This is a genomic window from Xanthomarina sp., assembly GCF_035306705.1.
GTDB lineage: Bacteria > Bacteroidota > Bacteroidia > Flavobacteriales > Flavobacteriaceae > Xanthomarina.
This window is the reverse complement of sequence record NZ_DATGNO010000055.1, coordinates 1-5072: the sequence shown is the minus strand read 5'-3', so window position 1 is coordinate 5072 and position 5072 is coordinate 1. Positions and strand designations below refer to the sequence as shown.

4 protein-coding genes are annotated in these 5072 nt (G+C 37.9%); 1 reads left to right on the top strand and 3 read right to left on the bottom strand.

The genetic code is table 11. The features are described from left to right. Positions 1–135 precede the first annotated feature (135 nt). A complete protein-coding gene (locus tag VKY47_RS04630) occupies positions 136–453 on the top strand; it encodes a sulfite exporter TauE/SafE family protein (RefSeq protein ID WP_324310751.1) in 318 nt (105 codons plus the stop codon). 977 nt (positions 454–1430) lie between these two features. Here VKY47_RS04630 and VKY47_RS04625 read toward each other — a convergent pair. From VKY47_RS04625 to VKY47_RS04615, 3 genes are all read right to left on the bottom strand, one after another. Next, entirely contained in the window at positions 1431–1994 is a 564-nt protein-coding gene (locus VKY47_RS04625; protein WP_324310749.1) for a DUF6266 family protein, read from the bottom strand. Positions 1995–2652: 658 nt separating this feature from the next. Then, positions 2653–4557 carry a heavy metal translocating P-type ATPase gene (locus VKY47_RS04620; protein WP_139856301.1) on the bottom strand — a complete coding sequence of 635 codons (1905 nt, stop codon included), beginning with the start codon at positions 4555–4557 and terminating at the stop codon, positions 2653–2655. Between the two features lie 59 nt (positions 4558–4616). Then, positions 4617–4826 carry a GDCCVxC domain-containing (seleno)protein gene (locus VKY47_RS04615; protein WP_073217619.1) on the bottom strand — a complete coding sequence of 70 codons (210 nt, stop codon included), beginning with the start codon at positions 4824–4826 and terminating at the stop codon, positions 4617–4619. Positions 4827–5072: the final 246 nt, after the last annotated feature.

Genomic DNA, 5072 nt, shown 5'->3' with positions numbered 1-5072 from the left:
ATTGTACTTTGCAGTACCCGGATTAATTGTCACTTACATCATACGGAGATTTATTCTGCCGGTCATTCCCGATGTTATATTTGAAAACAGCTTAATTTTAATTTCAAAAGGAAATGTAATTATGCTTGTTTTTTCATTACTATACTTACAGCTGCAATCAAAACCTTAAAAAGTAAAGAGATTGAAACAAAGCTCTTTGTATCACGTAATTATATCAAAAACATTTTGCAAGGAGCCGGAATTGGTTTAGTTACGGGATTTGTAGGGGCTGGTGGCGGTTTTTTAATTGTGCCTGCTCTCATTTTCACAACAGGAATCCAACTGACAAACGCAATAGCAACGTCGTTATTTGTAATATCTATCACAACGACTTTGGGTTTTTTAGGCGATTTTAATTCGTCTGTTGAAATAAACTGGAAACTTTTGTTTTTTGCACAGTTTGCTCTGCCTTAGGAGTTATTACTGCCAACTCCATAAAGGATAAGTTGAGCAATAAAGGTTTGAAATTCTTTTTCGGATATTTTATTCTGGCATTAGGTATTCTTGTGTTTATTATCGAAATAAACAAATTAGAAATTAAAATCTAATGAAGTATCGATTTGTTGTTTGACAGCTCTTTCAATAGCTTGGGAAATTGAAGGAAATTTATAATGAGAAGCACAAACCGTTGTTTTGATAGCAATGAGTATGTGGTGTGTTTCTCCCTCTTAAAATTACTTTCAAAAAGAAAAAAACAGAAAAAAAAGAAAGCCGTTCAATCAAGACGGACAAGAAGAAAAGCCAAAAGGAAACGGAATAAGTCCCGAAGGGTGGCAGGGCTACAAAGCAACTCGGCGAAGCCTCCTTATTTGCCCTGCCATTATGCCGTAAGCTTTTGGTTGGGCGGTGCGTTGGGATGTCCGTCTTACCTTTGCGGTGTTTTTGTTTATTTTTTAGATAATTTCTTTCAGCAACTGAAACTTGGAAAGGGTGCAAAAAATATAGGTTGGGAGAAGTAGGGACTTTTTTTGCACTGTTTCTCAATTCCAATCAAAACTCTTTAATCATCAAGAGAGCAGAGAGGGAAGATTAAAGGGGTTTGAATAATATGTTTAATTGTAATATAATCTTCCATGAATCAGAATAATAAAGAAAATTAATTCACTTTAAAAACATACTTTGATGCTTAGAAATTAAAATTTCTTTGTTTAATTTACTTCTGCATATAAACTATTCGTTTAAGCACAGACACAATTTTTTTTGTAACAAATCGATACAAAATGTAATGTGATACTGATTATCAGCTAATTAACTATTAATAGATACAAATAAGCAACAAAAAGTGTTGAATTATAGCTAATTAAGGACTAAAGATAGGAAAATTGAGAGGTGTAAATATAAAAATATCGCCCCCAAATGAGGACGGTTTTTCAAGAAAACGTCAATCGCTATTAAGCAACTGTTACAGAACCTAAATAAGAGCTATTCGCTACTTTAGAGCCATCTTCTGAGATAAACGCTAAGAATACCTCTACATCTTCACCTGTGTATTCAGAAGGCACGGAAATACTTTCTGTTCCTGCTGACCTTGCTGGTCCAGCTGTGGTAAATACACTTTCACCTCTTGTAGCATTGAAAAGCAAGATTAATGCTTTATCAGTAGCCATTGCACTTCCACTTCCAGAGTTATCTGTCCAGGTTACATCTACTGTTGCAGCACTTGGAGAAGTAGCCGCTCCACCAACTGCACCTGTAAGATTTCCACGAGTAACTAAAGCGTTAGCATAATCAATGGTATAGTTAGGGTAAGCCCCTGTAATTCCATTGTTCAAGTTATAAGACATTGCAGCATTAAACTGTGTCATCTTATTCGCATACAATTTGAAACCAACACGCAAGAAGTCTGTCATTGGTTGCAGGAAGCGAAGTACTGTTGAAAACTTTGAGCGTTGGTCAACTTGTCCTTCGGTTCTTGGGTTCGCTACACTGGAAGGTTTAATTCTTAGGTAATCAATGCCACCGCTTTACCTGCGTTTGGATGTGCGTGGGGAAAAGCAAGTGCAGGACTGAATGGATTGTAGTGCAACGGAAAGGAATGAAGGACTCCTCTTGCTGTGCGTTGCTGGAAGTGGGTGATTGTAGAGAGTGAGGCACGAACGAACGAAAAGAACCGACTGGAAGCAAATGGCTGTGCGGTGGGTTTTTTTCCTTAAATTGGAATCATCTAATTCCGCTATAGAAGGAATAAGGTTAGCTTTAGTGGTGAGGAAATTAGGGTCAGTATATTAAGCACAATAATACAATATGATTTGTGATGTCAAAACCAAACTGGAAGTTCAACCAATGGTTCAATAATTAATGATAATGCAATTAATGGTTCATAAGAAAAAGCAGAAACGGCAATGGCTAATGAAATAGGTGAATTTCTTGCCGTAGTAGTTAATGTCAGGCTTACCCTGTCTGAATAGCTAAACGTTAAGGATTTGCCTGAGGATTTGACCAATAATAAATATCACAATGAAAAATATCAGTAGAGGAATGAGCAATTTATAAATGACATCTGGGTTGTCTATTAAGTTTTTGAAGCGAACATAGCAACAACCGCTAGAGCAAGGAACATTTTTTTCGTTCGAGAAAAACAATCTTTTTGAAGCCAAGATAAGTATGCGGATGTTATAAATCCTTCCGTTGTATTCTCACAGCATTCAATATAGCCAAAAGAGCTACACCCACATCTGCGATAACGGCTTCCCATAAAGTAGCAACACCGCCTGCACCTAATGCAAGTACTATAATTTTGACTGTCATAGCGAGAATGATATTTTGCCAGACAATGTTTTTGGTGATTTTACCCGCCTTTATTGCTGCAACGATCTTTGACGGCTGGTCGTTTTGAATAACTACATCTGCTGTTTCGATGGTGGCATCACTACCGAGACCGCCCATTGCAATACCAACATCGGCGAGGGCAATAACCGGAGCATCGTTAACACCATCGCCTACAAAGGCCAATTTTACTCCTTCTTTTTTAAGAGCCTCCACTTTCTCCACTTTTTCATCCGGAAGCAGTCCACCATAAGCTTCATCAATTCCCAAAACTTTTGCCACCTGATCTACCACTGTTTGTTTATCACCAGATAACATTACGGTTTTTATGTTTAGACGGTGCATTTCCTTGATGGCCTGATATGCATCTTCCTTTATTTCATCGGCAATAGTGATATAACCGGCGTACTTATTATCAATGGACAATACCACTATGGTATCTACAATCTGTTCGACTTCGGCAGGATAAGCTATGTCATATTTCTTTAAAAGTTTAAGGTTTCCAGCCAATACTTCCTTATTACCAACGATGCCTTTCAAGCCGTGTCCTGCTATTTCTTCAATGTTTGAAGTTTGTAGGCCTTGGTGTTTATTATCGGCATAATCCGTTACAGCTATGGCTATGGGATGGGTCGAGTTCTTTTCCAAAGCTGCTGCTACTTTGATCAGTTCTTCTTTTTCAATTCCTTCGGATACTACTTGCTGAACTTTAAAGACCCCTTTGGTCAAGGTGCCTGTTTTGTCCATCACCACTGTTTTTACTTGGGTCATAACATCCAAATAGTTTCCGCCTTTGAACAGGATTCCATTTCGGGAAGCAAGGCCGATACCTCCAAAGTAGCCCAGAGGTATGGAAACAACCAATGCACAGGGACAACTGATCACCAAGAATACCAATGCACGATAAAACCATTCCCGAAACACATAATCATCCACAAAAAATATTGGGGTTACACAAAGTGCCAGTGCAAGGAAAAATACGATTGGGGTATATACTTTGGCAAAACGGGATATGAAGAGTTGGGTCTGTGATTTACGTGCGGTGGCATCCTGTACCATTTCCAAGATCTTGCTGAGTTTACTATCCCTAAACAGGGCGGTTACCTTTACTTCTGCAAGTGTGTTTTGATTGATCATCCCGGCCAGTACCTGTTCACCTTTATATTTGGTATCTGGTTTGCTCTCCCCTGTTAATGCCGCAGTGTTGAAAGAGGCTTTTTCAGAAATGAGATCACCATCCAAGGCAACCTTTTCACCAGGTTTCACTTGTATCTTTTCTCCTATTTCTACTTCTGAAGGATGTATAACCTGTGATTTTCCGTTTCTTAGAACGATAACTTCATCAGGCCTTATATCAAGCAAGGCTTTAATGCTTCTTTTGGCGCGCTTAACTGCCGAGTCCTGAAACCATTCGCCTATTTGGTAAAATACCATTACGGCAACACCTTCTTCATATTCTCCAATGATGAATGCGCCGATTGTTGCCACACTCATCAATACAAATTCATTGAAGAAATCGCCTCTTTTTGACTTTCGCCAAGCGAGATCTAAAACTTTTCTTCCGGCGAGAAGATAAGCAATGAGGTTAATTGCCAATAAAGGTATAGTGGGTATGTCGAGGTTAAACCCATATTCCAATGTTAACAGTATAACCAAAATCAGCAAGGCAAGCAGAAGGTCCCAGTGGGTTTTCCAGCCTGTTTTTTCTTTATTAACTTTTGGGCTTAAGGGCCGGGATGTAGCTGCTTTCATTTTATTAAAATTTTCTTTAAAGATACTTTAAAAGGTTATGCACAGGAATTGCATTTGCATCAGCATTCATCTTTTCTTGTTAACTGGATAGGAGGACAGGGCAAAGAACCATAAGAACAATACACACAACAATCACCTTCTTTTGGTTTTAGAACAGTTTTACACTTCTCACATTCATAAAAGAATTGACAGGAATTTGTTGGCATATCTTCTACTTTTTTGTGTCCGCAGTTTGGACAGGTAATTTCTGATTTTAATATAGCTTCCATTGATTTTTATTTTTTCTTGTTACCTTGTAATTTGTTGCATTAATTGCTTCCTCAATTTTCACCTTCATTCGTTTTAGTATCGTCAAACTCAATGATCGCGTTACCATTTTCGTAAGGATTTAGGTTATCCAGTTCGGTTTTAAAATCTTCAAACATCCAGTCCATAACATTAGATTAATGGTTAAAAAGCTCCTTTTCTTTTTCAGGGTCTATTTCATCTTTTGACTTTTTGTCCAAAAAATAATC

Coding starts and splice junctions, on each gene's coding strand:
- VKY47_RS04620 (WP_139856301.1), bottom strand. CDS start 4,557: ATGAAAGCAGCTACATCCCGGCCCTTAAGCCCAAAAGTTAATAAAGAA.
- VKY47_RS04615 (WP_073217619.1), bottom strand. CDS start 4,826: ATGGAAGCTATATTAAAATCAGAAATTACCTGTCCAAACTGCGGACAC.